Consider the following 25,609-nt stretch of genomic DNA (forward strand, 5'->3'; position numbering starts at 1 on the left):
AAGCGGACAAGACCGGCTTCCGTGGCCCGTGGCAGGGCTCGCTGTTCGTCGCGCTCAGATCCCTAGGGCGATCGCGGCTCGCGCAAGTACCCTCTCTCCGCGAGGCACGCGATCGCGTCGCGGCCTGCTGCGCGCGACCGTCCGCGTTGCCGGGGCGGTCGCGCTCACGTCACAGCCGCCCGAGCCAGACCGAACCCCCCTCGCCCAAGGAGATGCACCATGCAGATCACCCTGTCGCCCCAGGACTACGCCACCGCGTTCCGCCTCCTCTCCGCGACCTCCAGGCACCCGGAGAACATCGCGGACGCCGTCCGGCAGCGCATCGTCCCCGACCTGCCCGAGAGGCCGTCCTTGCTCGACGTCGGCGCCGGCCCCGGCGCCATCGCGGCGCGGCTCGCCCCCTGGTTCGGCGCCATGACCCTGATCGAGCCGAACGAGGCGCAGCTCGGCGCGTCCGCGCCGGCCGGCGCCGAGATCTTCCGCGACACCTTCGAGAGGTTCGAGTCGCCGCGCCGCTACGATCTCGTCCTCTGCTCCCACGTGCTCTATCACGTGCCCCTCGCGGCGTGGGGCGGCTTCATCGACAGGCTGCTCTCGTTCGCGAAGCCGGCGGGGTACTGCGCCATCGTCCTCGGCGCCGACCGGGGGCAGAACTACGAGATGCACCGCGACTTCACGTCGACGGTCATCGACAGCTCCGTGCTCATCAAGACGCTGCGGGACAAGCAGCTCGCGTTCGACGTGGTGGGGAGCCACAACGCCTACACGGCGGAGACGCTCGAGGAGATGGTCACGCTCTGTCGCTTCTTCGTGCTCGCGGACTGCATCTCCGCCGAGCAGCTCGCCGCGATGACGGAGAGCGAGGCGCGCGCGCTCGACGAGAAGATCCGCGGGCACGCCGCGCGGTGTCGGACCGAGGACGGCGCGTACCGGCTGAGCCAGGAAGACGACACGGTCATCCTCCGCCGGTCGTGACCCTCCCGCGGCACCTCGACGTCGTCGGCGCGTCAGCGCGCGACGGCGCCGAGATCAACGAACGCCTGGTCGTTCATGATCACGAAGGGCCGCTCCTCGAAGCTCAGGCCGCCCTTGCCGTCGTGATCGACGATCTGCAGCTTGCCCATGCCATAGCCCATCGGGCCGCGCGCATAGTAATGCGCCTGCAGGGTGTACCGGCTGGCCCGCCGGTCCCGGGGCGCGCGGATGGTGAAGCACTCGGGGCCGTAACCGGTGGTGACGTCGGCGTGGAGGCGCCCGCCGCTCGGCAGCGCCGGGCTCGCGTAGTAGGCGTGGCCGCCGCGGTCGTCCCGGATGTGGAAATCGACGTCGTTGGCGTCGGTCTCCCAGGTCAGCACGAAGCGGAGCGACGGCGCGCGGTCGAGGGCGGCGCCGGCCTTCGCGAGCCGGGCCAGGATGTCCGAGCGGCGCGCCGGATCCGCCTTGAGCCACGCGGCGGCGACGAGGCCGAGGTCCTCGCGCAGGATGCCCTCCACGCCGGCGAAGCGCCCCGGCGGGTAGCGGCGCGCGAGGCCCGCCGCGAGCGCGTCGAAGGCGGCGGCGTGCTCGCCCCGCTTGAGGCGCGCGAACGCGAGCAGGCGGTGGCTGGAGGGGTGGTCGGGGCGCTGCTCGCGCGCCTTCTCGTAGGTGTCCACCGCCAGATCGAGGCCCGCGTCGGCCGGGAGGCGCTCGAGGCGCGCGCCGGCGAAGCGGCGGAGGTCCGCGCGCGCGGGGAACAGGTCGATGAGCGAGCCGTACGCGCGGGCGGCGCCCGGCGCATCGCCCGCGGCCTCGAGCGCCTCGCCGAGCGCGACGAGCGCGAGCACGTCGCCGGGGGCGTCGGCGTGCCAGGCCGAGGCGTCGCGCGCCGCGGCCTGCGCGTCGCCGTGGGCGAGGAGGTCGTGGATCCGCGCGAAGCGGCCGGTGTACGGCTGGACCGGCGGCTCCGGCGGCGCGGCTGCGCCGGGGGCGGCTTGCGGCGCGGAGGCGCCGGGGGCGGCTTGCGGCGCGGCCGCGGCGTCCGGAGGCGCCAGATGGATCGGGTACACCACGTCGACGCTTCCCGCCTCGGGCCGAGGGAAGCTCAGCCCATAGAAGGCGCGGATCACGCAGGAGACCACGGCCCCGTCGTGCAGATCGGACCCGCCGTCGCGCGCGTTCACGACCGCGCCGCTCGGGTCGATGGTGAAGCGCACGGCGACGCGGCCCTGCAGGCGCGGGCTCCGCTCGAGCCCGCGCTCGTAGCAGAGGCGGAAGCGGCCGAAGCTCTGGCGGACGATGCGCTGGATCACCTCGGGCGGGAAGCGGCCGCTCACCTGGGTTGCGCCCATGCGGACCGAGGGCGCCGCGGCCCGGTGGTGGCCGCCGAGGCGGCCGTGCCCGCTGCCGAAGCCGTCGCCGGCGCCCGCGGACGGCGCGGGCGCGGCGGCACCGTGGCCCACGGTGCCGATCGAGCCGAGGCCGATGCCCTCGCCGCGGCCGCCGCCGCCCTCGCCGATGCCCGATAGCCCGAGCCCGCCCGCGCCGAAGGACTCCTCGCGCGCGCCGGGAGGAGGCGCCGGCGGCGCGGGCGGCGGGCGCAGGGCCGCGGCCTCGCCGGCGGCGGCGTCGGCGCGCGCGCCGGCGGGCTGCGCGGCGCCCTGCGGCTTGTCGGCCGGCGGCCACGAGCGCCTCTGCACGGCGATTCGGCCGCCGTCCACGGTCAGGATGTCGGCGAGGCCGCGCCGAGCGATGTCGAAGCGCTCGTAGTCGCCCTCGGTCTCCAGCACGAGCAGCGCGGTGTACGGGCTCAACACCCGGTGCGCGATCGAGAGGTCGACGATCTGCCTGCGGAGGGCGTCCTGGCCGCCGGGCGCGGCGTCGCCGGCGAGCAGGCCGTCGATCTTCGCCCGGGCCCAGGCGCGCTCGAGCAGCGGGCGCTCGACGCCGCGGAGATCGGGCGCGGTGGTGCGGCCGTCCACCGTGATCCGGACCGGCAGCTCGGCCGGCACCTCGGCGTAGACGAGCGCCTCGTCGCCGGGCTGCACGCCGTCCAGCGCGCGGGGCCAGACCCAGCGCGCGCCCTCGACGCTCACCGCGATCCCCGAGCGGGTGGCCGACGAGAGGCGCCGCTCGAGCTCTGCGACGCCGCGGGCGCCGTCGATCATGGCGCCGTCGCGGGGCAGGCCCGCCGTGACGAGCTGCCGGAGGACGACGTCGTCGCGGAGGCCGCCGAGCGCGACCGCGTCGAGCCGCTCGACGCCCGCGTCGCGCAGCGCCGCCGCGGCGCCGCGCAAGGCGCCCGGCGCGACCTCGCCCGCGGTGGCGACGCCGTCGGAGAGGAGCACCACGCGCCGCTGCCCGCGGGCGCGCGCGCGCTCGCCGGCCCAGCGGAGCGCGCGCGAGAGATCCGAGGCGCCGAGCGCCTTCCGCTCGCGGATGCGCCGGAGCTCCGCCTCGCCGAACGCCGAGGCCGCGCCGTCGAAGACGGGGGTGACGGTCTGGTCGTAGCAGGCGACGGTGAGCGGCGCGCCCGGGCCGCCCGCGCGCGCGGCCGCCCGCGCGATGGCCGCGAGCAGGCCGAGCTGCTCCTCGAGATCGAGCGCCCGCGAGGCGCTCGTGTCGACGAGGACGACGGCGGAGGCGAGCGGATCGGGCCGCGACTCCACGGCTGGGCGCACGCGGGCCAGCGCGAGCTCGCCGCTGCGCAGGCCGCCGTGCGCCTCCGTCGGCGCGAGGCGCGCGGGCTCCACCACGAAGTCGGCGTCGGGCGCCGCGTCCGTCCGGTGGAGCGCGTGGATCGGCGCGGCGGCGCCCGCGACGGTGGCCTCGAGATCGAGGTAGCTCACGGCGGGCAGGCCGCGCAGGGGGACGGTGAAGGGGGCGTCGGGGCGGAGCTCCTGGGAGTACGCGAGGACGATCTCCTTCACGCCGCGCGGCGGGATGGGGAAGACCCGCGCGGTCACCTCGTTGCCCGCCGCCTGCTCGAGCAAAGCCGGATCCTGCTTGCGGTGGAGGAAGTCCTCGTACGCCTCGCGCGCGCGCCGTCGCTCGACGACCTCGCCCTCCTGCCAGCGCCTGCCGAGCCGCATGGCGAGGCGGCCGAGGCTCGCGCCGGGCGGCAGGGTGACGCGGAAGGTGCCCTCGAGCGCGCGATCTTCGGGGTTCTCGAAGGTGAGGTGCAGCTCGGTGAACGCGAGCGGCGCCTCGATCACGGCGCGTCCGGTGAGGGCGACGAGGCGCAGCCCCGTGCCGTCGGCGGCGGTGAGCCGGATCGGCGCGGCCGCGGGGCGGCGCGCCGCGGTGGCGGGGGCCGGCTCCGCGGGCTGGGCGCGCGATGCGGCGGGGTCGGGCCCGCGCCGGTGCGCGCCCGGGGCGGCGGGCGGCGAGGCGCTGTCGGCGCAGCTCGAGAGCGCGAGGACGAGGGCGGCGATCGCGGCGAGCGCAGCGCGGCCGCGGGGGAGGGAGCTTCGCACGGGGGCCTCCGGTCGTGGCGCGGCGGGCCGCGCATGAACGCAGGTCCGCCGGCGTGGGATGGGGCGATCGACAGCGGGGTGGGCCGGAGGTTCCCGGCCGTGTCGCTCGAGCGCGGGCCGCCGCCGGTGCCGGCCTGCCGCGCCGGGTGGCGGTCGTGACGAAGGGATGAGTAGAATCCTCGGCATGAACCGTCCCATCACGCCGCTCTCGCGATGCCCGCCAGCCGTCACCGAGGGTGGTCAGGCGCTGCTGCGCGCAGGGGCGCGCCTCGCCGCGCCGGCGGAGGCGACATGAGGGCCATCGTCTACGACCGGTACGGCGCGCCCGACGTCCTGAGGCTCGCGGACATCGCCGTGCCGGAGATCGGGGACGACGAGGTCCTGGTGAGAGTTCGCGCGGCGTCCGTGAACTCCTGGGACTGGGATCTCGTGACCGGAACGCCGGTGTTCTTTCGCTTCTGGGGCCTGTTCAGACCGAAGCACAGGGTCCCTGGCGCGGACATCGCGGGACAGGTCGAGGCGGTGGGCAAGGACGTGACCCGGTTCCGCCCAGGCGACGAGGTGTTCGGGGATCTCTGCCAGTGTGGCTGGGGCGGCTTTGCAGAGTACGCGCGCGCCAGCGAGAGCGCGCTGACGCTCAAGCCGGCCGGGATGACGTTCGAGCAGGCCGCAGCCATCCCCCAGGCGGGCGCCATGGCCCTGCAGGGGCTCCGCGACGAGGGCGCGATCCGGCCCGCGCAGACGATCTTGATCAACGGCGCGGGGGGAGGGGTCGGCACGTTCGCGATCCAGATCGCGAAGTCGTTCGGCGCCGAGGTCACCGGCGTGGACCGGGCGGAAAAGCTGGAGACGATGCGCTCGGTCGGTGCGGATCATGTCGTCGACTACGCGAGAGAAGACTTCGCGGAGAATGGTAAAACGTACGATCTGATCCTGGACGCCGCGGCGCATCGATCGATGTTCGACTATGCGCGTGCGCTGAGCCCGGGGGGGACCTATGTGATGCTCGGGGGATCCGTCGGTCGAATCCTCGAGCTCTTGTTGCTCGGTCCCTGGATCTCCAGGCGCGAGCGAAAGAAGATGCGCGTCATGGCAGCGAAGGCAAACCATGAGCTGGCTGTCCTGGCGGAGCTGTTTCGAGCTGGGAAGGTGAGGCCCGTCATCGATCGCTGTTACCCGCTCGCTGAGATCGCCGACGCGTTTCGCTATTTCGGGGAGGGAAGGGCGTGTGGGAAGATCGTTATCACCCTGTGACCCCGAGGGAGAGACATGCTCGCGTTCATCCACACGGCCCGCGTCCACGTCGAGACCTTCAGCCGCCTCGTTCGGGCGGTGGACGACGCGATCCCGGTTCGGCATGAGGTTCAGGAGAGCCTCCTCGCGGATGCGCTGGCGGCCGGCGCGATCACCGACAGCGTCCGCTCGGCCACGGCCGCGGTCGTACAGGGGCTCGCCGGCGACGGCGCGCGGGTGATCGTGTGCACCTGCTCGACCCTCGGCGGCGTGGCAGAGGCGGTGCCCGTCGCCGGCGGCGTGGTGATGCGGATCGATCGCCCGATGGCGGAGCAAGCCGTCGCGAGCGGCCGCCGGATCGTCGTCCTGGCCGCGCTCCAGAGCACATTCCAGCCGACCGTGGCGTTGCTGCATCAGGCAGCGTCGGACGCGAAGCGTTCGATCGACGTCGTAGAGACGCTGTGCGAGCGAGCGTGGCGGCTCTTCGAGACGGGTGACCACCCCGGCTATCTCGGCGAGATCGCCAGGACCATCGAGACCACCGCGCTCCCGAGCGATCTCGTGCTGCTGGCGCAGGCGTCGATGGCTCCCGCTGCCGAGCTCGTTCGGCATCTCGGAATCCCTGTCCTGAGCAGCCCGAGATCGGGCGTGGAGGCCGCCTTGTCGAGGTATCGCTCCCATCATGCAGGTGGAGCACCGCGCGAGAGAGGATAGGCGGAGAATTCAGGCACGTCGGCAGCGCATCTGCATAGGAGTCACACCTCTTTACATCATGGCGCTGCCTGCGCGGTCACACCGCCTTGAGGGGCTTTACCGCGCGCGCATGCTGTGATGCAGTGACGCCGTGACCACACCGAGCAAACCCAAGGCGCCCGAGGGCGATCTCGCTACCTTCCAGCGCGAGCGCATCACGCACCAGGGGGAGACGCGCGACGTCTATCGGAAAGGGAAGGGCCCCGCGGTCCTCGTGCTGACCGAGATGCCGGGCATCTCTCCCCAGGTGCTCGGGTTCGCCGACCGGGTCGTGGCGCTCGGCTGCACGGCCGTGCTGCCGGACCTCTTCGGGACCGCCGGCCGCGACCCGCTGCAGCCATCCAGGCTGTCGGGCGCGCTCTACGCGCTCTCGACCATGGCCAAGGCCTGCGTCAGCAAGGAGTTCACCGTCTTCGCGACGGGGCGCTCCTCGCCGGTCGTCGACTGGCTCCGCACCCTCGCCGCGTCGGAGCACGAGCGCTGCGGCGGGCCGGGCGTGGGCGTCGTGGGGATGTGCTTCACCGGCGGGTTCGCGCTCGCCATGGCGGCGGACGCCCGGGTGCTGGCGCCCGTCATGTCGCAGCCGTCGCTCCCGTTCGGGCTCACCGAGAGCCGGCGGCGATCCGTCGATTGCGATCCTGCGACCCTCGACGCGGTGGCGCAGCGCTGCGACCGGGAGGGCCTCCGGGTCATCGGGCTCCGCTTCAAGGGGGATCCGCTGGTGCCCGAGGAGCGCTTCCAGTTCCTCCGCGAGCGCCTCGGCGACGGCTTCGTCGCCGTGGAGCTGGAGCAAGCCGACGGGCACCCCGAAGGCCCCCTCAAGAAGCATCACTCGGTGCTCACCGGCGCGTTGATCGATGCTCCGGGCGAGCCGACGCGCGCCGCGCTCGACCGCGTCCTCCAGCTCTTTTGCGACAAGCTGCTGGCCGCATGAGCCGCATTACGGCGTGGGTCGTTCGAGGCGCGCCGGAGCTCGCGCCCTGCCGACCCGCGGTCGCGCCGGCAAGGGGCCGTATCGACGCCCGCGCCCGCGGGCGCTCGTCACGCCATCGATCTCGGCGGGCAGCCGCTGCCGCGGAGGTCGCTGCCGGCCGCGCCGATCCAGCGAGGAGACGTCACCGGCACGCGTTCGGGGCGGCGGTGCAGTCGCCCAGGGCCGCGCAGACGTAGGAGCGCGCGCACGTCTCGGCGTCTGCCTGAGAGTGCGCCGTGACGTACTGGGTCGACCTCCCGAACGAGCCGGTGACGCAGATCGCGTACGATTGCGCCGTCCCCGACGCGGCGAGCCGAACGCCGCGGCGGACGGCGATCGCGGCGGCGCAGCCCAGCGCCTCCACGTCCGAGTCCGCGAAAATCGCGATTTCCGGCCCCGCGCAGCGCGTGTCCGCCAGTGCGGTGCCGAACGTGTAGGCGGCCGGCCCGCGGCAATCGGTGAGGCTCGGCTCGCCCCTCCTGGAAGCGTCGTCGCTCGCGCCGACGGCATCGCCGCTGCCGCGCTCGTCGGGGCGGTCGCCGGCCGGGGGCGAACCGCTCGGAGGGGTGATGTCGAACAGCAAGGAGGCAATCTGTAGCGCCGCTGCAAGCAGGTTCATGGCACCTCGATCCTCGGGCGAGCAGGGTGAGCAGTCTACCATGCAGCGCCGCCACCGTGTCGCATTCACGGGCTGAACGCGACACGGTGGCATCAAGCATCAAGCAACCTGCGGGCCAGCCGGCGCTGCGGCGGAATCGGTCGTTCGGCAGGCCGACGGACGGCGGCAGGGAGGGCGATCGCTGCACGCTTGCGCGATCGCGCAACAACCGGGTCTGCGAAAGCGCTGCCCGCCGGGCGGCGCCGTCGAGCGCAGGCGAGGACCTCCTCGTCGCGCGCCAAACGTCTCCTTCCGTCCAATGTGTCGCGGCGTTCGTCGCCGGGCGCTCAGGCCGCGAGGGCCTCGGGGTGGCGCCGTCGCCAGAGGGCGAGGCGCCAGCGCATCACGGCCGCGAAGAGGCGCATGGACAGGCTCCCGGACGAGGGCAGGGGCCGCACCCGGGTGTTCTGGAACGACGCGACCCGAAAGCGCCCGTCGTCGCCCCGCACCACCACCAGCGTCTGCCGCGACCGCCGGCTCGGGGGCGCCGTCTTCTGCCAGGGCCACAGCACCGCGCCGGTGCTGACGACCACGGCCGCGTCGGGGCCGAGGAAGCGCACGCTCTCGATCTCGCCGACCAGGCGCGTGCCGGCGAGCACGCCGGCGAAGAGCTCCTCGTGCACCCTGCGGTTCTCCGCGCGGCCGCGCAGCCACGAGCCGTCGAACGTCACGTAGTCGGAGTCGGGCGTGTAAAACGCGTCGACGGCGCGCGCGCCCTCGCGCGCCCACGCCTCGCACAGGGCCTCGAACAGGCGCCGGATTGCCGCTTCGTCGGTCGAACGATCCATGGAAGCTCTCCTTGCGATGTAACTCTCTTAGTAAGTAAGATATTTACTGCGGATTGTCAAGCCGGCGGCGGCTCGGGTAGAGTGCGGGCGGATCGAGGCGAGAGGCGATGGCCGCGAAACGGGCGAGCGCGAAGGAGGTGAGCGAGCTGATCGACAGCCTGGGCGACCGGCTGGGCCGCGAGCTGAGCACGCAGTCGGTGCTCCTTCACCAGGCGATCGCCGAGCGCCTCGGGCTGAAGGGCACCGACCACAAGTACCTCGACGTCCTCCGGCGGGCGGCGGAGGCGGGGCCGGTCACGCCGGGCGACCTGGTGCAGCTCACCGGGCTGACCTCGGGCGGCGTGACGGGGGTGCTCGATCGGCTGGAGGCGGCGGGGTTCGTGCGCCGCGTGAAGCACCCGAGCGACAGGCGGCAGCTGGTGGTCGAGCCGGTGGTCGAGCGCTACGCCGAGATCGGCGCGCTCTTCGCGCCGTTCCGCGAGCGCTGGGCGGCGCTCTGCTCGCGCTACTCGCTCGCCGAGCTGCGGCTCATCTGCGATTTCTTCGAGCAGGCGACCGCGCTGATGGCCGAGGAGATCGCCCGCATGCAGCGCCCGGCCGCGCCCGAGGCCGCCCCGGCGAGCGCCGCGCCTCGCGCCGGCGCGCGCGCCCGTGGGGGCGCGAAGGCGCGACCGCGCCGGACCCCCTGACGAGGCGACGGCTCACGGCTCGCCCGACGGGGCGCGCCTCAGAGATTGATGCCGCCGGACGCCTCGATGCGCTGGCCGTTGATCCACTGGCTCTCGGGCGAGAGGAGCAGGGCGACCACGCCGCCGATGTCGTCGGGGAGGCCGACCCGGCCGAGGGCGGTCTGGGAGGCGATCATCTTGTTCAATTCGGCGTTGTCGCGCACGGCGCCGCCGCCGAAGTCGGTCTCGATCGCGCCCGGCGCGAGCACGTTGACCGAGATCTTCCGCGGCCCGAGCTCCTTCGCCAGGTAGCGGGTGAGCACCTCCACGCCGCCCTTCATGGCGGCGTAGGCGGCGTACCCGGGCAAGCTGAACCGCGCGAGCCCCGACGAGACGTTCAGGATCCGCCCCCCGTCCGCGATGAGCGGCAGGAGCTTCTGCGTGAGGAAGAACGTCCCCTTCAGGTGGACGTTCACGAGCGCGTCGAACTGCTCCTCCGTCGTCTCGGCGAAGCTCGCGTGGACGCCGATGCCGGCGTTGTTCACCAGGAAATCGAGGCGATCGCGCCCGAAGCGGCCGGCGAGCTCCGCCTTCACCGCCTCGGCGAACGCGCCGAAGCCGCGCGTGTCGGCGACGTCGAGCGCGAGGGCCGCCGCCTTGCCCCCCTTGGCCTCGATCTGCTTCACCACGTCCGCCGCCTCGGCCGCGCCGCCGCGGTAGGTGATGATGACGCCCACGCCGCGATCGGCGAGGTGGAGCGCCATGCTCTTTCCCAGCCCGCGGCTCCCGCCGGTGACGAGGGCGACGGGGCTCTGCTTCGATGTGGTCATGGTCGGGTCCTTTCGGTGGAGACGCGGCCACTCGCCGCTGTCTGCGGTCATGGATAGCGAGCCGAGCCCGGTTGAGAAAGGCCCGGGATTCCGACACACTGTTTCGTCATCCGAAACAATGAGCGTCGACATCGAGTCGCTGAAGATCTTCGTGAAGGTGGCCGAGCTCGGGAGCTTCACGCGTGCGGGCGAGCACCTCGGCATGCCCAAGGCGCGCGTGTCGCTGCGGCTCTCGGCCCTCGAGGCCGAGCTCGGCACCCGGCTCCTCCAGCGCTCGACGCGCGTCGTGCGCCTCACGCCCGACGGCGAGGAGCTCCTCCCGCGGGCGCGGCGCCTCGCGCTCGAGGCCGACGAGGTCGGCGCGATGTTCCAGGCGGCGACGGCCCTGCGCGGGCGCGTGCGGATCGATCTGCCGGTGCGCTTCGCGTGCGATGTCATCATCCCGCGCCTGCCCGAGCTGCTCGCGCGCCACCCGGGGCTCGAGGTGCTCCTCAGCACGACCGATCGGCGCGTCGAGCCGCTCCGCGAGGGCTTCGACTGCGTCCTGCGCATCGGCGCCCCGGGCGACGCGGGGCTCGTCGGCCGGAGGCTCGGCGCCCTGCGGATGACCAACTGCGCGAGCCCGTCGTACCTGCGCGAGCGCGGTACGCCGCGCCGGCTCGAGGATCTCGATCGGCACCTCGTCGTCCATTACGAGTCGACGCTCGGCACCGACGCGCCGTCGTTCGAGTACCCGCACGAGGGCGGCTACCGCGAGCGGCCGATGCGCAGCGTGGTGACGGTGAACAGCGCCGACGCCTACCTCGCAGCGTGCGTGGCGGGACTCGGCATCATCCAGGCGCCGCGGGCAGGGAGGGTCGCCAATAGCCTCGCCGCGGGCGCGCTCGTCGAGGTCCTGCCCGCCCTCACCTGCGCGCCCATGCCGGTCTCGCTCCTCCACACCCACGGCAGGAGCGTGCCGCGCCGCGTGCGCGCGGTGATGAGCTGGATCGCCGAGGTGCTGTCGCCGCACGTCGACGCGCTCGACCGCTGACCCGGGCAACCGCGCTGGAGCGAGCTCGACCCTGCGTGTTCGAGCGAGCTCACCCGATGGGCGTCGATCTTCGCGGCGCAGGGGCGCGCACAGCAGGAAAACGACGCGGTCGGGCGCGGTTCGCGCGAAGGGCGACCGGGGTGCCCGCATTCACCCAGGTAACCGTCCGGTCCCCCATGGGAGCCAGGCTCTCGTGGCGGTTCGTGTCGCGCATGCAGGGAGATTGAATCGATGAGACCGTCGTATCTTGCCTTGGCGAAATTGTTCTGTGTCGCGGCAATGGCCATTGCCCCCTCGGCCTGCGGCGGCGACGAGGGCGCCGATGCCGCGCCGGACCTCGACATCGAGCGGTCCGATGGGACGGCGCCGCTCGAGGGAAGCGGGAGCTGCCCGCTGCTCGACGGTGCACACTCGTACAACGAGCTCAAGGGCCCGCTCGCGAACCTGCCGGTCGACTGCGTTCCCAGCTGGACCGAGGCGCAGCTGAGCGCCGGGTTCGCCCTGATCCGCGACACGCGGTTCGAGGAGCTCACCGTGCCGTCTCAGCCCGGCTTCCCGCGGCGGATCCCCTGGCTCGATCCCGAGAACGGCTGCGAGGAGCGGGCCCCGGCGGCGACCTACTTCCTCCACGAGGAGAATTACCCGACGCCCTGGTACGCCAGGGTGACCGGGAATCTGATCTTGCAGACCGAGAACGAGCCGGACGGAGAGGTGTCGTGGAGCCACCACGTCGCGCCCGTGGTCCGGGTCGGCGGACAGCTCATGATCCTCGACCCCGCCATCGAGCCGGCGGGGCCTCTCCCGATCGCGCAGTGGATCTCTCGCTTCGCCCCCGGCTCGTTCGACACGGCGGTGTGCCGCGACCACACCAAAGACAGCGGCTGCATGGACGCGGTGCCAGCGGCGCCGGCGCTCCCCAGCATGGCGTCCGATTACGAAGGGATCCGCATGCGGCTGGTCTCCGAATGGCGCGTTCAGGAGCTGCTCGGGCGCGATCCGTACCGCTCCCTCGGCGACTGCCCGCCGTGGGTCACCACCTGCACCCCCGAGCCCGCGCCCAACCCGAACCTGCCGCCGAGCATCCTGCGGTTCGCGTCGGACCGGACCGACATGCCCGTCTGGTATCCCATCTATGTGATCGGCGACAACTTCGTCCCGGGCTTGACGACCGTGCGCATCACCGGGAACGGTATCGACGTGCTGGCCCCCATCTCCCAGATCAACAAGCGCAGGATCCTGATCGAGGAGGAGTATCCGTTCGGCGTCTATCAGGTGACGGCCTCGAACGGAGCGCACACCAGCCAGCCCGCGTCCCTGACGATCGCGTGGTGATCCGGAGGACCAGGCACGCGCGCCGGAGCCCGGCGCGCGTGCCGCCGGGCGCCGCCGCGGCTACGCGGACGCGATGGTGACGCCGATCCCCGGCAGCGCCTCGATCCAGTACACCGACGAGAAGCCCGCCTCGAGGAAGAGGCGCTGGAACTCCTCGCCCGTCCGGTGCCGGACGAAGCCGGGATCGGCGAGCACCGAGATCGGGCGCGCCAGCTCGACGAACCACGCCGGGCCGGCGTCGGCGACGAACGCCCTCCCGCCGGGCGCGAGCGCGCCGCGGAACGCCCGGGCGGCGGCAGCGCCGTCCGGGTAGTGGTGGAACGACAGGCAGCAGAAGATCGCGTCGAAGTACCCCGCGAACGCCTCCGGCGGCCGCGCCACGTCGGCCTGGAAGAACGCCATGTTGCCGCAGCCCGCGCGCCGCGCGCCCTCGTGGGCCTGCTCGAGCATCCCCCGCGACAGATCGGCCGCGACGACCTCCCCCTCGGGCACGAGCCGCGACAGCCGGATCGCCGCCTGCCCCGTCCCGGCGGAGGGATCGAGGATCCGGGCGCTCGGCGCGAGGTAGGGCCGCATCAGGGCCACCGTCTCGTCGACGATGGGCTCCGAGAACGGCCGCACCACGGCCTCGTACAGGTGGGCCACGTCGTCGAACGCCCGCACGCTCTCGTAGCCCTCCGGCTCGCCGGGCAGCAGCACCGGCTGCGCGTGCCGCAGCGAGAGATCCCGCCCGCCGCCCCGCGGCGCGCCCGCCTCCGGCCGCTCGCCGAGCGTCGCCGGCCGGTAGAGGCCCAGCCGGCGGAGCGCCAGCGCCGGCTGGAACACGTGCAGGTTCCACGAGAGGAGCGCCATCGCCAGGCCGTGGTTCAAGAGGTGCCGCTCGAGGCTCGGCGCGACCATCGATTTTCCTGCCACCATGCCCGCGTGACTGCGAGGACGTCCGCTTCTCCTCTATACTCTCCGACCCGCGGATGACGAGCAAGAGCGCCTCGTTCCTGGGCACCGGGCGTTTCGAGCTCCGAGCCCACCTCGGCCACGGCGGGATGGGGACCGTCTACCGCGTCCACGATCGCGAGCTCGGTCAGGACGTGGCGCTCAAGATGATGCACCAGCCGGGGCCGGAGCAGGTGCTCCGCCTGAAGAGCGAGTTCCGCGCGCTCGCCGGCGTGACGCACCCGAACCTCCTCCAGCTGCACGAGCTCTTCGTCGAGGACGAGCGCTGCTTCTTCACGATGGAGCTCGTCGAGGGGAAGGACCTGCTCCGCTGGATCCGCGACGATCTCGGCATCCCCGGGGCCGCCGTCCAGGCGCCGACCGCCGAGCGCGCGACGGCCACCATGACCCTGAGCCCGGCCACCCCCGCGCCCGGCGGCGACACGACCGCCAGCGCGGCGGGGAAGACGCCGCCGCTCGCGCCGCCGCCAGGGAGCGCTCCGCCTGGCGCGCCGGACGGCGGGCGCGGCGCGCCGCTCGCGGGGCCCGTCCCCGAGCAGGCCTGGGCGCGCCTGCGCCAGGGGCTCGCCGGGCTCGTCCGGGGGCTGCACGCGCTGCACGCGTCCGGCCGCGTCCACCGCGACGTCAAGCCCGCGAACGTGCTCGTCTCCGCGGGCGATAGGATCACGCTCCTCGACTTCGGGCTGGTCACGGCGCTCCGCGGCGCGAGCGAGCGTCCGCCGGGCGAGATCGCCGGCACCCCGGCGTACATGGCGCCCGAGCAGGTCCTCCGCGGCTCGATCACGCGGGCGGCGGACCTCTACGCGGTCGGGGTCATCCTCTACGAGGCGCTCACCGGCGTGCTCCCGTTCCGCGGGGCGGTGGACATGATCCTCTACCAGAAGGTCCACTACGCGCCGAAGCCCGCGCTCGCCCTCGCCCCCGACGCGCCCGGAGACCTCCTCGAGCTCGCGATGGCCCTCCTCGCCGTGGATCCAGATCGGCGCCCCGGCGCGGAGGCGTGCCTCGCCGTGCTCGCGCGGGGGCAGGGCGGCGCCGCGGCCGCGCGCGCCGCGGAGGCCGCCCCGGGGCCGCCGTTCGTCGGGCGGGCCGCCGAGATGGCGGCGATCACGCGGGCGCTCGACGAGGTCGCCGGCGCGCGGCGGCAGATCACGGTGCACGTCCACGGCCCCTCGGGGATCGGCAAATCGACGCTGGTGCGCGAGCTCCTCGACGCCCAGCGGGGCGCGGGCGACCTCCTCGTGCTGCAGGGGCGCTGCCACCCGGCGGAGAGCCTGCCCTACAAAGCGCTCGACGCGGCGATCGACGGCCTCGCCGCCCACCTCGAGACGCTGTCCGCCGAGGCGCTCTCGGCCCTCGTGCCCGCGGGGGCCCGCGCGCTGACCCAGCTCTTCCCCGTGCTCGCGCAGTTCCCCGCGCTCCTCGCCGGCCCCGAGCCCGCCGCCCAGCCCGACCCGATCGCCCTCCAGCAGCAGGGCGCCGCGGCCCTGCGCGACCTCGTGGACCGCCTCGCGGCGACGCGCCTCGTCGTGCTGTGGCTCGACGACGTGCAGTGGGGCGACGTCGACTCGGCGCCGCTGCTCGACCAGCTCACCCGCGCGCCGGCGCCGCCGCTCCTGCTCCTGCTCACGTACCGCAGCGACGAGCGGCAGCGGAGCCCGCTCCTGCGGCACCTGCTGGAGGGCGCGGAGGGCGGCGGGGCGACGCGCACGATCGAGCTCGGCGCGCTCGCCGTGGACGACGTCGCGGCGCTCGCGCGGGCGATCCTCGGCGCGGACGGCGCCCGGCGCGCGGGGCAGATCGACGCCGTCGTCGCGCAGGCCGAGGGCAATCCGTTCATCGCGGCCGAGATGGCGCGCTACCTCGGCGCGCGCGCCGACGAGGGCGGCGCCGGGGACGAGCGCGCGCCCCTCGACGTGGCGGCGCTCGTGATGGCGCGCGTCCGGGCGCTCGACCCCGGGTCGCAGCGCCTCCTCGAGGTCGCCGCCGTCGCGGGCAAGCCGCTCGATCGCGGCGTCGCGCTCGCGGCCGCGGGGCTCGACGAGCGGCGGCGGCCCCTCGTCGCCCGGCTCCGCGACGCGAACCTCCTGCGCGAGATCGCGGGCGACGGCGCGAGCGCCGTGGCCATCTACCACGACCGGATCCGCGAGGCCCTCCTCGCGGCCCTGCCGGCCGAGCAGCGCGCCGGCAGGCACCGCGCCATCGCGGAGGCGCTCGAGGCGCAGGGGGCGCGCGACCACGAGGCGCTCGCGTACCACTGGGAGGGCGCGGGCGAGCCCCGGAGGGCAGGGGAGCACGCGCTCCGCGCCGCCGACCGCGCGGCCGCCGCGCTCGCCTTCGAGCACGCCGCCGTCCTCTACGAGAAGGGGCTCGCGCTCTCGGGCGACGCGGCCGGGCGCGCGGGCATCCTCGAGAAGCTCGGCGACGCGCTCGTGAACCTGGGCCGCGCGCCCGAGGCGGCGGAGCGCTACCTCGAGGCGGCCGCGCACGTCGGGGGCCCGCCCGCCGCGGAGCGGGGGCTGGCGCTGCGGCGGCGCGCGGCCGAGCAGCACCTCAAGGCGGGGTTCATCGACGCGGGGTGGCGCGAGATGCGGAGCACGCTCGAGGCGCTCCGCGTGCCGATCCCGGGCTCGTTCGCCGGCGCGCTCGCCGCCGCGTCGTGGCGGCGCCTCGCCTTCTTGCTCGGGCGCACCGACGCGCGGCGGCGGGCCTTCCCCGCGGCGCTGCCGGCCGCGGAGCGCGCGCGGCTCGACGCGCTGTGGACCGCCTCCACCAGCATGTCGATGCTGAGCCCCCACCTCGCCGACGCCTTCCGGATGCTGCACCTCCGGCGGGTGCTGAAGGTCGGCGACGCCTCCACCGTCTGCCGCGCGCTCGCCTACGAGGCCTCGATGGAGGCGCACCTCGGCGGCGCCCTGCTCGACCGCAGCGTCGAGGCGCTGCTCGAGCAGGTGAGCGCGCTCGTGGTCCGCACGCGGGACCCGTACGACGAGGCGTGGCGCGAGCTGACCCTCGCCAACGTGGCGTTCACCCGCGGGGAGTGGCGGAGGACGGCGGAGGCGTGCCGGCGCGCGGACACGCTCTTCCGCGAGCGCTGCCCCGGCACGGCGTGGGAGCGCGTCACCGTGGCGATCTTCCACCACTTCGCCCTGGCCTGGCTCGGCGAGCTGCGCGAGCTGCTCCCGCGCCTGTCGGAGCTCGCGGGCGACGCGCGCCGCCGCGGCGACGTGCACGCGCTCTGCGAGGCGCACGTGGGCGAGCCGATGCTCGCGTGGCTCGCCGCCGATCGCGGCGACGAGGCGCAGGCGAGCGCGGCGGCGGCGCTCGGCCGCCAGGCGTCGCGGTCGCGCCGCTGGCCCGAGCACGGCTACCGGCGCCAGGAGTACGCCGCCATGATCGCGTCGGGCTACGCGGCGCTCTACCGGGGCGACCCCTGGGCGGCGTGGGCGGCGGTGCTCGATCACTGGCCTCGCCTGGAAGCGTCGTTCCTGCTGCCGCTGCGCGGGACGGGCCTCGAGCTGCGCTGGACGCGGGCGCGCGCCGCGCTCGCGGCGGCGGCCACGCGCCCGCGCGGCCGGCGCTCGGGGTGGACCGAGCGGGCGCTGCTCGACGACGCGCGCGCGCAGATCCGGCGCATCGAGCGGGATCCGCTCGCGGCCGGCGCGCCGATCGGGCAGCTGCTCCGCGCCGGGATCGCGCGCGTCGAGGGGCGAGCCGGCGAGGCGGCGCGCGCGCTCGAGGCCGCGATCGCGGGGTTCGATCGGCTGGAGATGGCGCTGCACCGCGAGGCGGCGCGGCTCGCGCTGGGGCAGCTCGCCGGGGGCAGCGCCGGGGCCGCGCAGATCCGGCGCGCCGAGGCGTGGATGGCGGGGCAGGGGGTGGTGCGGCCGCGGGCGCTCGCGGCGGCCGTGGCGCCGGGGCTCGATCTCTCACCGGAAGGAAGGACCCATGCAGCAGCGACACACCGATCCGCGCCGTAGGCCCGTGCCGGCGCCCGTGCACCTCTTCGACGGCGGCGCCGGGCGCGCGCCCGAGGCCGCGCCGCGCCCGGGGGCGCCCGCTCCTCCCGCGCTGGAGCGGGCGCTCGGCGCCTTCCGGAGCGACGGCGTGAAGGCGAGGGCGGCCAGCTTCGCGGCCGACCTCGAGCCGCCCCGGCTCCGCCGCGCGCTCAACGATCCGGACCTCTTCCCGGACGAGGGCGGCGCGCCGGACGACCCCCAGGCGATCGCCGGCCTCCTCCTCGACCGGGCGCGGGACGGCGGCCGGCTCGCCCGCGCCTTCGAGCACGGCGCCTACCGCCGCTTCGACGCGTCCCCGGGCGAGGCGTGGGCGCGCGCCGTCGCCGAGCACCTGACGGGCATCCCGATCGTGGACCCTGCCCGCGTCTACGCCGAGGGGCGGCCGGCGATCGCCCGGGCGCTGTTCATCGAGGGCCGGGTGCCGCTCGCGGCGCTGTCCGAGGACGCGGTGACGGCGGCCCTGTGCGTGGGCGGCTGGGACGGCGGCAGGCACGGCGACGTCGGGCGGGGCCTCGTGGGCCTCGAGCGCTGCCGGGAGCTCGGCGAGGCCATCGCGCCGGCCGACGCCCCGGAGCTGCTCCGCCCCTTCCGGGAGTGGGGCGGCGCCCTCTGGGATCGCATCGGGCCGGGCGCCTGCCTCTTCTGGGCGGGCTCGGCGGCCGGCGCGGGGCGCGTCGCGCTGGTCCTCCGCAAGCACGAGGACGGCGACCGGCGCGCGCTGCAGCTCTGGGGCACCCCCGGCCTCGAAGAGGTGCGGCAGGACGATCCCGCCGAGCCCGAGGCGCTCGTCGAGGGGGCGCTGTGGACGCGCTTTCCCGACCCGCTCGAGACCGAGACCGAGTCGCTCCGCTTCTGCGGCGTCGGGCTCCTCCCCGACGTCGGCGCCGTGCGATCCGATCTGCGCCCGCGCGGGCGCGCTCGGCTGATCCTCCGGCGCAGGTCGGACGGGGAGCTCCTCTACCGCTCGGCGTGGCTCTCGATGGAGGCCGAGGGGCTCTCGATCGCCCGGCTCCTCGGCGCGCTGCGCGGCAGCCCGGCCGCCGCCGAGATCGAGGCCGTCTGGCGCGTCCACTCCCTCTGCCTGACGCCCACGCCCGACGTCCCCGACAGCCAGTTCCTGCTCGAGTGCGCGTCCACCAGGCGGGGCCGCGTCGAGCTCCGCGTGGGGCCGGATCGCGGCGCCGGCGCGCTCGCGGACGAGCCCGGCGCGTACCTCCACGGCGGCGGAAAGGCGGCGTTCTGATGGGCGGCGGGAGCGACGCGGGTCGGCGGCCCACCGTGAACGTCTTCGGCGCCGGGATCGCGGGGCTGACGGTCGCGCACGAGCTCGCGGAGCGGGGCTTCGTGGTGCGCGTCGTCGAGCAGGACACCTGCCTCGACCGGCACGGCCGGCGCCGGATCGCCATGGGCGGCGTGGCGCGGACGCAGTACGCGATCGCCCGGCAGGCGCGGCCGGGCGGGGCCGAGGGGCCCTGGTCAGCGCGGTTCTGCCGCAGCGACGTCGACGGGATGAGCGCCGTCGCCGAGGCGCGCGACCTGCGCCTCGTCCCCATCCACGTCCCATTCGCGCGCGGGAGCCACGCCGCGCCCGGCGGCGAGGCGCGCGCCGACGTCGAGGGGCGCGTGCGCGCGCTGCTCGCCTACCTCCGCGGCAAGGACGTCGATTTCCGGCTGGAGATCACCGGCTACGCCGACGCCCACGACGACGCGCCGCCGCCCGGCCCCGGCTTGCGGCCGCTGACCAACCCCGAGGAGCACCGCGAGCTCTGCGTCGAGCGGGCCGAGGCGGCGCGCGCGCTGATCGCCGCCGCCGCGGGCGGCGCCGCGTGCACGATCGCGGCGAGCGGGCAGGGCGAGCGGGCGCCGCGGCGATCGGACGGCGCGGCGCCGGACCACAACCGCTGGGCCGTCGTCGAGGTCTGCTTCACGGTGCTCCCTGGCGAGCACGGCTTTCGCTTCTTCCCTTCTTATTACAACCACGTCTTCGACACGATGCGCCGGATCCCGCTCCTCGACGAGGACGGGAACGAGAGCGGCAGGACCGTGTACGACAACGTGGTGCCCACCCCGAACCAGGGCATCGTCAGCGGCGGGCTCAGCCCGCTCATCATGCCGCGCTCGCCGCCCGGCTCGGATCACGAGCGCGCCGAGCGCCTCGCGGCGCTCCGCACCATGGGCTACACGGCGGCGGATCTCACGCAGCTCATGCTGCGCGTCCTGCGGTACATGTGCACCTCCGCGGGGCGCCGGGCGCAGGAGATGGAGCGCATCTCGTGGTGGGAGTACCTCGAGGGGTACGATCCCGCGACCGGCGCCCGGCTCTACCATTACAGCGAGCGGTTCGAGCGGGACGCCAAGACGCAATCGCGCGTCCTCGCCTCGTTCGACGCCGTGTGGGGCGACGCGCGGACCTGCGGCAACACGTACGTGCAGCTCTTTTACAACTGGGTCCGCACGCTGCCCAAGGTCGACGGCACGCTGAGCGGCCCGACCAGCGAGGCGTGGCTCGATCCCTGGAGGGCCTACCTGGAGCGGCGCCTCGGGGTGCAGTTCATCCTCGGCGGGCTGGAGCGCCTCGAGCTCGAGGGGGGCGAGATCGTGCCCCACGGCTTCCTGATCCGCCTCGCCACCGGGGAGCGGGCCGAGGGAGACGACCTCACGGCGCGGGAGAGGGAGCTCATCGAGGCCCTCCGGAGCGCCGATTACCACGTGGTCGCCACCGACGCGTGCTCGGCGGAGGCGGTCACCGAGCCGCTGCGCCGGGCCGGGGTCGCCGCGGGCGTCCCGAGGGATCTCGGCGGCTTCACCACGAAGGTCCGGCCGCCGCCGCCCGAGGAGGGCGAGGGGGCGCCGCGGCCTGCGGCCGGCGCGGGGCACGCGTTCGGCGTGACGGCCTGGGATCGCTTCCAGACGATGTCGGGTCTCCAGTTCTTCTTCACCCAGGAGCTGAAGATCAACAATGGATATGTCTATTACAGCCAGGCGCCCTGGGGATTGACCTCGATCAACAGCGCGCAGTTCTGGCGGCGCCGCCCCACGCTCGAGCGCGACGGGTTCGTTTCGCTGCTCAGCATCGATCTCTGCGACTGGAACACCCGGGCGCGGGAGGGCGCGGCGGCCGGGAGGACCGCGGCCGAGTGCGGCCCGGTGGGGATCGCCGAGCAGGTCTTCGCGCAGATCGTGGCCGAGATGCGCCCGGCGGGCGCGGCGGCCGAGGCGCCGATCTACGATCCTCCGGCGCCGGCCTGGTTTTACCTCGACGAGCTCCTCGAGTTCGACGAGCGCGGCGTGTTCACGCGCGCCCGGGTCCCGTACCTCGTGCCGATCAAGGCCGATTTCCAGAGCCGCCCCGGCCCGCCGCCGTGGGATCCGACCCCGCGGGTGGTGAGCCCGCCGCCGGCGAAGGCGCCGGAAGCGGCGCTGTGGCAGGCTCCCCACGGCGGCTATCTCGTGCACTGGGGCAAGCTGGTCTTCGCCGGTGTGTACCTGAAGACCTTCACCCGCATGTCGACGATGGAGGCGGCGAACGAGTCCGGGCGCCACGCGGTCAATGCGATCCTCGACCACCTGCGGCTCGTGAAGGCGCCCGCGATGGGGGCCGCGGCGGGGGCGCCGGGCGCGCCGGCGACGTCGGGCGTCCCCGGCGGCGCGCCCGCTCCGGCGCCGGGCGGGGGCTACCCAGGCGCCGCGCCCCAGGCGGCGCGCCACATGCGATCGGAGGTCTTCTACCGCTCCACGCCGGCCGGCGATTACTGCGCGATCTGGGACATGGAGCACTGGGAGCTGCCCGAGTTCGCGCTGGCCAAGCAGTACGACGCCTGGTGCCTGGAGCGCGGCCTCCCCCACCCGTGGGATCTCCTCGGCATCGAGCGGATCCCGTCGCTCGTCTCCAAGCTCGCCCATTCGGCCGGGGCGCCGGCGGGCGCCGGCCCGGCAGGGGCCGACGGCGCGTCGCTCGACGCGCTGCTCGAGGGGACCCTGCGGATGGCGTACCCGTGGGGCGGGGCGGACGCCGTGCTGGAGATGCTGCGGGGGATCCGAAAAGCGGTCGAGGAGGGGAGCAAGCTGGCCTGAGCGCGCCAGCAGGCGCGCAAAGCCCAGCCTCGGTCGAGAGGAGCGCGGTTCTGCGATCGCGTCAGCGTCCTGTGATCCCGTGAACCCATGGTGAGCAACATCGGAGCGAGAGGATTGCCATGAACGTCATCGACGAGCCGCTGTGCCCCAAGTGCAACACTCTCACCACGTTCTACGGATGCTTCGCTTGCCAGGGGCGGACCCTCTGCGGTCGTTGCTTCGCTTGCTCCGACCGGGGCTGCGCGCGGAACTCGCACGAGCGTCACATGCACGAGAGTGAGCGCCTCGTCGGGTTCGATTTTGGATCGTCGTGGCTGTACCCGCAGACGCCGAACGTGCAGGAGCAGTGGCTCGATTGGAGCTCCTGGTCGGTCAAGTTCGATTCGACGAGCACGGAGATCCCGACCGAGGAGGACCCGCCCTCCCGCAAGAGGGCGCGCGCCAAGGAGGGCGAGGGGGAGACATTCGATCCGAAAAAGAGATTCAAACCGGATCCCAAGCTGCTCAAAGTCGCCAAGGCGGGCAAAGGGCACCCGAAGAAGCTGTCGGACAACACGCGAAGGCCCCCTCCTCTCAACCTCGGCGTGGCGACGTGGAACCTCAACCATATCAATCAGGCGGAGGAGAAGACCAGCACCATCGCCTGGATCTTCACGCGCCACCTCTGGATCGACGTCCTGGCCCTCCAGGAGGTGAACCTCGCCGGGAGAGACGTGCTCGAGAAAGAGGCGTTCGTGACCACGCTGGAGGAGGGGGGCCTCGAGTGCCGCTTCGGCCCCCTCATGCGATCGTTCTCCGCGGTCGGCCCCGAGATCGAGGTCGACGACGAGGAGGAGGACGAGGGGAGCACGAAGGGCGAGGACGACGAGACCGACAACGAGGGCGAAGACGACGACGGCTCCCCCGAAGAGGACGCCCCCGAGGCCTACGATCGCAACTCCGTGAGAGAGGAGACATGGTCCATCTGGGGGAAGGACCTCAAGGTCCGAGTGACCGGCGAGGGCGAGGGCGTGAAGCTCCGCGAGGTGGAGGTGGACATGGGGTGGTTCAAGACCTGGAAGAGCGTGCGGCTCGGCCAGCCGGAGTACTACCCCGTCGTCGTGCGATCCCGGATGTTCAGGAAGGCTCGCGAAGACGACGCCTGGGCGTCCTACGACGGCAAGCGCCTGGCGCCCGGGGTCCATTACTGGGCAAAGAAGCCCTGCGCCCTCAAGCTGTGCGAGCTTCCAGGCAAAAAGGCCCTGCCCGTCGTGGAGAGGCTTCCTCTGAAAAAACCGTCGAAGGGCGGCTCCGTCTACCTGCCCCTGGCGCTGCTGGAGGAGCTGAACCTGCAGCTCAACAAGAACGGAGGGGCGCCCGTACGGACCAATGCCGGCACCTACGTCCGCTCCATCAAGAGCACCGTCCGCTCCAAAGCAGCGCCGTGGGTCCGCAAATGGGTCTTCACGCTCGACCAGTACCCCGAGGTCCAATTGTTGCTCGTGCAGATGAAGCCCGCGGACGACTTGAAGCAGCTGATCGCCGATTATGAGGAGACGAGCAAAACGGACCAGCCGGACAAGACGCTCGTTCGCCAGTTCAAGAACTACGAGAAGGCGTGCCGGCAGCTCGACGCTCGGCCCGAGGGGCAGCTCGTCGCCTACCTGCAAACCCGCTTCTGGCCAGCCTACTGCAGGCCCGTCGTCGTACACGACCTGGAGCTCCTCGAGCCCCAGGGCGAGAAGGTCTCCGTCGGCGTCGTCCACACGACACCCGCCGGACACGGGCTCAAGCGACAGGGAGAGTACGAGCAGCTCGAAGGGATGTTCGCCTACGTCGGCCAGGCAGGCGGGCACTGGGTGCTCGCCGGCGACTATTACCTCGATCCCGAGTCGACGGTGGTCAAGTCGACCAAGCTGAATCATTGCAAGAGCCAGCTCTTCGAGTCCCATCTAACGAAGGCGAACCTCGAGCTCGCGATCTCGGTGTCGGCGACGAACCAGACCCGTCTGAAGGGAAACGCCAAGAACATCCAAGACCGCACGACCAGGATGATCGTCGCGAAGCAGGAGGACGGGAAGGCGGGAGAGCGGAGGGTCGTCGTGCTCAACAAGCGCGCGGACTTCTTCGCGCACTCGAAGACGTTCGTCTTCCGGCAGGCGGGGATCGTCGCCCCGGGCGGCGGCCTCTTGCCGCTCGACTTCGACCACCGCGCCCTGAACTGGTGGTCGGACATCAGCGATCATTGTCCGGTGGGCGCCCTCCTCAGCACCGGGGAGCGACCCCGAGCCTGGCGCCGGTTCGAGATCCAAAAATTACCGAAAGACTTCAGGTCGAAGATCGAGGAAGCCTGCGAGAAGGTGGCGTGCATGCGGAGGGACGCCGTTCGAGGGATCAGCGAGTCGCTGGCCGACCTCTGCGAGCTCGCGAAGCAGCGCCAAGGAAGGAGCGACGACTGGACCGCATGCCTCAAGAGCTTCTGTGTACTCCTCTCGTGCGTGCTCAAAGATCCCGATTTGTCGGATCTCGCGCCCGAGGTGCCGGAAGCGGACTATAGAGCGTTCGCCGAGGAGTCCAGGGGGCTTACCAGCGAGTCGCTGCTGCAGTGGCTCTCGTACTGTCACGACGTCCGGCGCCCGACCGACGAGCGGCTCACGAACTTCATGATCGCTCGATTGAAAGCCGATCCCATCGACGCGGGGCTGAGGGCCGTGCTCGAGCTCGGCCCCGCTCCCGTGAAACCGGAGAAGAAGAACAAGAAGAAGGCGAAGAACGTCGGCCCGACGAGCATGGAGCTCGAAGAAGAGAGGCTGTCGGACGACGATCTCCGCAAGGTGGGCCAGGGGTGGATCGAGAGGGGCCCGGGATCCAAAGACGAGTGGGATCGAAGAGCCCGTGGGTACCTCCTCGACTGCTGGGTGGCGGGGAAGCCCGAAGGCTTCGAGAAGCTCGTCGGCGACGGCATGGCCCTTTGCAACCGCGTCCACAAGGCCAATCGCTACCTGCACCTCCTCAACTACGTCCTCGGGGATCTCGATCTGGAGGACGAGAGCGAGACGTACGGCTCGATCACGCCGAGGGACGAGGAGAGCCGCTTCGAGCCGATTCCATACTTCGAGGTCGGTGAGTTCCAGGCGCAGCTCCTCGGATCGCGCGGCAAATCGAAGGTGGTCTCGGGAGGCGAGGAGGAGACGGGCTCGGAGGACAAGGAGAATTCGTGATGGGTTTCAAGCACGTCGTGAGGCCGGGAGAGTGTCTGTCGAGCATCGCTTTTCGTTATGGATTCTATCCCGATACGCTCTGGAACCTGCCCGAGAACGCGGCCCTCCGCGAGAAGCGCTCGAACCCCAGCGCCCTCTTACCGACCGAAGATGTCGTCTTCATCCCCGACAAGCGTTTGAAGATCGAAGAGCGGCCCACGGGCGCTCGTCACACCTTCCGCCGCCGCGGCGTGCCCGAAGAGCTGCGGCTCCGGTTCCTCGACGCGAAGTCCGAGCCGCGCGCCGGCGTCCCCTATGTGCTCGAGATCGACGGCGCCACGTTCGAGGGCGAGACGGACGGCGACGGCTTCATCGTCGTGCCCATCTCACCCGCCGCGGCGAAGGGACGGCTCCTCCTGGGCACCGGCGAGGACCAAGAAGAGATGGCGCTCTCGCTCGGCCATCTTCCGCCCCTCGATACGGCGGAAGGGCCGCTGGTGCGGCTCGTGAGCCTCGGTTATCTGGAGAGCGAGGAGCAAGGCCGGGAGGAGGGCCTCCTTCGGATCGCCCTGGAAGACTTCCAGAGCGACCACGGCCTGCCGGTGACGGGAGAGGCCGACGGAGCGACGCTCGCAAAGCTCGCCTCCGCGCACGGCTCGTAGCC

At 73.1% G+C, this 25,609-nt stretch carries 17 protein-coding genes; 12 read left to right on the forward strand and 5 right to left on the reverse strand.

Translation table 11 applies throughout. The annotated features are described in order from the left end of the window. The first annotated feature begins 219 nt into the window (after positions 1-219). A complete protein-coding gene (locus NQZ70_RS01630; RefSeq protein ID WP_129572650.1) occupies positions 220-975 on the forward strand; it encodes a bifunctional 2-polyprenyl-6-hydroxyphenol methylase/3-demethylubiquinol 3-O-methyltransferase UbiG in 756 nt (251 codons plus the stop codon). Positions 976-1,007: 32 nt separating this feature from the next. Here the strand turns inward: NQZ70_RS01630 and NQZ70_RS01635 are convergent, their stop codons facing one another. Further along, the gene (locus NQZ70_RS01635; RefSeq protein ID WP_165373747.1) at positions 1,008-4,451 is read right to left on the reverse strand and encodes an AgmX/PglI C-terminal domain-containing protein; all 3,444 of its coding nucleotides are present in this window, start codon (positions 4,449-4,451) and stop codon (positions 1,008-1,010) included. A gap of 291 nt (positions 4,452-4,742) precedes the next feature. Between NQZ70_RS01635 and NQZ70_RS01640 the strand changes: the two genes are divergently transcribed. From NQZ70_RS01640 to NQZ70_RS01650, 3 genes are all read left to right on the forward strand, one after another. After that, positions 4,743-5,705, forward strand: coding sequence for an NAD(P)-dependent alcohol dehydrogenase (locus NQZ70_RS01640; RefSeq protein WP_129572652.1), 963 nt, complete (start codon positions 4,743-4,745; stop codon positions 5,703-5,705). Between the two features lie 15 nt (positions 5,706-5,720). Further along, positions 5,721-6,398 (forward strand): hypothetical protein, encoded by a 678-nt coding sequence (locus tag NQZ70_RS01645; RefSeq protein ID WP_129572653.1) that lies wholly within the window; start codon positions 5,721-5,723, stop codon positions 6,396-6,398. 130 nt (positions 6,399-6,528) lie between these two features. Next, the gene (locus tag NQZ70_RS01650; RefSeq protein ID WP_207217714.1) at positions 6,529-7,371 is read left to right on the forward strand and encodes a dienelactone hydrolase family protein; all 843 of its coding nucleotides are present in this window, start codon (positions 6,529-6,531) and stop codon (positions 7,369-7,371) included. Positions 7,372-7,552: 181 nt separating this feature from the next. On the opposite strand, the gene NQZ70_RS01655 is transcribed toward NQZ70_RS01650, so the two are convergent. Next, the gene (locus NQZ70_RS01655) at positions 7,553-8,029 is read right to left on the reverse strand and encodes a hypothetical protein (protein ID WP_237244914.1); all 477 of its coding nucleotides are present in this window, start codon (positions 8,027-8,029) and stop codon (positions 7,553-7,555) included. Positions 8,030-8,355: 326 nt separating this feature from the next. Beyond that, positions 8,356-8,856: an SgcJ/EcaC family oxidoreductase gene (locus NQZ70_RS01660; RefSeq protein ID WP_129572654.1), complete on the reverse strand. Its 501-nt coding sequence runs from the start codon at positions 8,854-8,856 to the stop codon at positions 8,356-8,358. A 107-nt stretch (positions 8,857-8,963) separates the two neighbouring features. Between NQZ70_RS01660 and NQZ70_RS01665 the strand changes: the two genes are divergently transcribed. After that, complete coding sequence (locus NQZ70_RS01665; protein ID WP_129572655.1) at positions 8,964-9,545, forward strand: MarR family winged helix-turn-helix transcriptional regulator; 582 nt, start codon at positions 8,964-8,966, stop codon at positions 9,543-9,545. A 38-nt stretch (positions 9,546-9,583) separates the two neighbouring features. Here the strand turns inward: NQZ70_RS01665 and NQZ70_RS01670 are convergent, their stop codons facing one another. After that, positions 9,584-10,354 carry an SDR family NAD(P)-dependent oxidoreductase gene (locus tag NQZ70_RS01670; RefSeq protein WP_129572656.1) on the reverse strand — a complete coding sequence of 257 codons (771 nt, stop codon included), beginning with the start codon at positions 10,352-10,354 and terminating at the stop codon, positions 9,584-9,586. A 118-nt stretch (positions 10,355-10,472) separates the two neighbouring features. Here NQZ70_RS01670 and NQZ70_RS01675 point away from each other — a divergent pair, with 118 nt between their 5' ends. Then, positions 10,473-11,387, forward strand: coding sequence for a LysR family transcriptional regulator (locus NQZ70_RS01675; RefSeq protein ID WP_129572657.1), 915 nt, complete (start codon positions 10,473-10,475; stop codon positions 11,385-11,387). Between the two features lie 279 nt (positions 11,388-11,666). Beyond that, positions 11,667-12,719, forward strand: coding sequence for a protein-glutamine glutaminase family protein (locus NQZ70_RS01680; protein WP_129572658.1), 1,053 nt, complete (start codon positions 11,667-11,669; stop codon positions 12,717-12,719). A 60-nt stretch (positions 12,720-12,779) separates the two neighbouring features. Here NQZ70_RS01680 and NQZ70_RS01685 read toward each other — a convergent pair whose 3' ends face one another. Further along, on the reverse strand, positions 12,780-13,619 hold the full coding sequence (locus tag NQZ70_RS01685) for a class I SAM-dependent methyltransferase (protein WP_129572659.1): 840 nt from the start codon (positions 13,617-13,619) through the stop codon (positions 12,780-12,782). A gap of 71 nt (positions 13,620-13,690) precedes the next feature. Here NQZ70_RS01685 and NQZ70_RS01690 point away from each other — a divergent pair, with 71 nt between their 5' ends. From NQZ70_RS01690 to NQZ70_RS01710, 5 genes are all read left to right on the forward strand, one after another. Beyond that, positions 13,691-17,653, forward strand: a complete 3,963-nt coding sequence (locus tag NQZ70_RS01690) for a serine/threonine-protein kinase PknK (protein WP_272827588.1) — start codon at positions 13,691-13,693, stop codon at positions 17,651-17,653. Beyond that, complete coding sequence (locus tag NQZ70_RS01695; protein ID WP_129572660.1) at positions 17,622-18,935, forward strand: hypothetical protein; 1,314 nt, start codon at positions 17,622-17,624, stop codon at positions 18,933-18,935. The genes NQZ70_RS01690 and NQZ70_RS01695 overlap by 32 nt, the downstream gene beginning before the upstream one ends. Further along, positions 18,935-21,766: an NAD(P)-binding protein gene (locus NQZ70_RS01700; protein ID WP_207217715.1), complete on the forward strand. Its 2,832-nt coding sequence runs from the start codon at positions 18,935-18,937 to the stop codon at positions 21,764-21,766. Before NQZ70_RS01695 ends, NQZ70_RS01700 begins: the two co-directional genes overlap by 1 nt. Before the next feature lie 119 nt (positions 21,767-21,885). Beyond that, on the forward strand, positions 21,886-24,966 hold the full coding sequence (locus tag NQZ70_RS01705) for a hypothetical protein (RefSeq protein WP_129572661.1): 3,081 nt from the start codon (positions 21,886-21,888) through the stop codon (positions 24,964-24,966). Further along, the gene (locus NQZ70_RS01710; protein ID WP_129572662.1) at positions 24,966-25,607 is read left to right on the forward strand and encodes a peptidoglycan-binding domain-containing protein; all 642 of its coding nucleotides are present in this window, start codon (positions 24,966-24,968) and stop codon (positions 25,605-25,607) included. Before NQZ70_RS01705 ends, NQZ70_RS01710 begins: the two co-directional genes overlap by 1 nt. The last annotated feature ends 2 nt before the right edge of the window (positions 25,608-25,609 follow it).

The sequence above is a fragment of the Sorangium sp. So ce836 genome (genome assembly GCF_028553905.1).
Taxonomy (GTDB): Bacteria; Myxococcota_A; Polyangia; order Polyangiales; family Polyangiaceae; genus Sorangium; species Sorangium cellulosum_D.

Coding starts and splice junctions, on each gene's coding strand:
- NQZ70_RS01665 (WP_129572655.1), top strand. CDS start 8,964: ATGGCCGCGAAACGGGCGAGCGCGAAGGAGGTGAGCGAGCTGATCGAC.
- NQZ70_RS01655 (WP_237244914.1), bottom strand. CDS start 8,029: ATGAACCTGCTTGCAGCGGCGCTACAGATTGCCTCCTTGCTGTTCGAC.
- NQZ70_RS01675 (WP_129572657.1), top strand. CDS start 10,473: ATGAGCGTCGACATCGAGTCGCTGAAGATCTTCGTGAAGGTGGCCGAG.
- NQZ70_RS01640 (WP_129572652.1), top strand. CDS start 4,743: ATGAGGGCCATCGTCTACGACCGGTACGGCGCGCCCGACGTCCTGAGG.
- NQZ70_RS01695 (WP_129572660.1), top strand. CDS start 17,622: ATGCAGCAGCGACACACCGATCCGCGCCGTAGGCCCGTGCCGGCGCCC.
- NQZ70_RS01660 (WP_129572654.1), bottom strand. CDS start 8,856: ATGGATCGTTCGACCGACGAAGCGGCAATCCGGCGCCTGTTCGAGGCC.
- NQZ70_RS01690 (WP_272827588.1), top strand. CDS start 13,691: ATGACGAGCAAGAGCGCCTCGTTCCTGGGCACCGGGCGTTTCGAGCTC.
- NQZ70_RS01630 (WP_129572650.1), top strand. CDS start 220: ATGCAGATCACCCTGTCGCCCCAGGACTACGCCACCGCGTTCCGCCTC.
- NQZ70_RS01645 (WP_129572653.1), top strand. CDS start 5,721: ATGCTCGCGTTCATCCACACGGCCCGCGTCCACGTCGAGACCTTCAGC.
- NQZ70_RS01670 (WP_129572656.1), bottom strand. CDS start 10,354: ATGACCACATCGAAGCAGAGCCCCGTCGCCCTCGTCACCGGCGGGAGC.
- NQZ70_RS01710 (WP_129572662.1), top strand. CDS start 24,966: ATGGGTTTCAAGCACGTCGTGAGGCCGGGAGAGTGTCTGTCGAGCATC.
- NQZ70_RS01705 (WP_129572661.1), top strand. CDS start 21,886: ATGAACGTCATCGACGAGCCGCTGTGCCCCAAGTGCAACACTCTCACC.
- NQZ70_RS01700 (WP_207217715.1), top strand. CDS start 18,935: ATGGGCGGCGGGAGCGACGCGGGTCGGCGGCCCACCGTGAACGTCTTC.
- NQZ70_RS01685 (WP_129572659.1), bottom strand. CDS start 13,619: ATGGTCGCGCCGAGCCTCGAGCGGCACCTCTTGAACCACGGCCTGGCG.
- NQZ70_RS01680 (WP_129572658.1), top strand. CDS start 11,667: ATGGCCATTGCCCCCTCGGCCTGCGGCGGCGACGAGGGCGCCGATGCC.